The sequence below is a fragment of the Ralstonia sp. TCR112 genome, from assembly GCF_007997035.1.
Lineage (GTDB): Bacteria > Pseudomonadota > Gammaproteobacteria > Burkholderiales > Burkholderiaceae > Ralstonia > Ralstonia edaphi.
The window spans coordinates 1-903 of sequence record NZ_VOSS01000167.1; the positions used below are offsets into that span (position 1 = coordinate 1).

1 protein-coding gene is annotated in these 903 nt (G+C 62.0%); it reads left to right on the top strand.

Going from position 1 to position 903, the window contains the following annotated elements:
• Positions 1 to 903 (top strand): 4-hydroxybenzoate octaprenyltransferase (ubiA, locus tag FUT88_RS24890; protein WP_261797290.1); only part of this gene is annotated, 903 nt, incomplete at both ends.

Below are 903 nucleotides of genomic sequence, written 5' to 3' on the forward strand. Positions count from 1 at the left end.
CAACCCAGCCGCCTCGTGCTCTACGCGCGCCTGATGCGGATGGACAAACCGATCGGCACGCTGCTGCTGCTGTGGCCGACGCTGTGGGCGCTATGGATGGCGGCTGACGGCCATCCGCCGCTGTCGCTGGTGGTGATTTTCACGGTCGGCACGTTCCTGATGCGCTCGGCCGGCTGCGCGGTCAACGACTGGGCCGATCGCGACTTCGACAAGCACGTCAAACGCACCAAGGAGCGGCCGATCACCGCGGGCCTGATCGCCCCGTGGGAGGCGCTGGCGGTTGCGGCGGTGCTCTCGCTCGTCGCCTTCGCACTGATCCTGCCGCTCAATGCGCTGACGAAGTGGATGTCGGTTGCCGCCATCGTGATTGCTGGCACGTATCCGTTCTTCAAGCGGTTCTTCGCGATTCCGCAGGCGTACCTCGGCATTGCGTTCGGGTTTGGGATTCCGATGGCGTCCGCCGCGGTGCAGGATCAAGTGCCGATGCTGGCGTGGCTGATGCTCGCCGGCAATGTGTTCTGGGCCGTCGCCTACGACACCGCGTATGCGATGGTCGACCGCGATGACGATTTGCTCATCGGCATCAAAACGTCGGCCATTACGTTCGGACGCTACGACGTGGCGGCGATCATGCTGTGCTACGTCGGCTTCTTCGGGATCATGGCCTGGGCTGGCCATGTGATGGCGCTAGGCGTGGCGTACTGGATTGGATTTGGCGCTGCCGTGGCGTTGTCGCTTTGGTATTACCCGATGCTGCAGACGCGGGATCGGATGAAGTGTTTTTTTGTTTTCCGGCATAACAATTGGTTGGGGGCTTGTTTGTTTGCTGGAGTGGTTGGGGGGGTATTTGCTGCGCTAAGGGGTTTTTGGTGCATCCCCTTTTGTACCCTGCCGGGCACGACT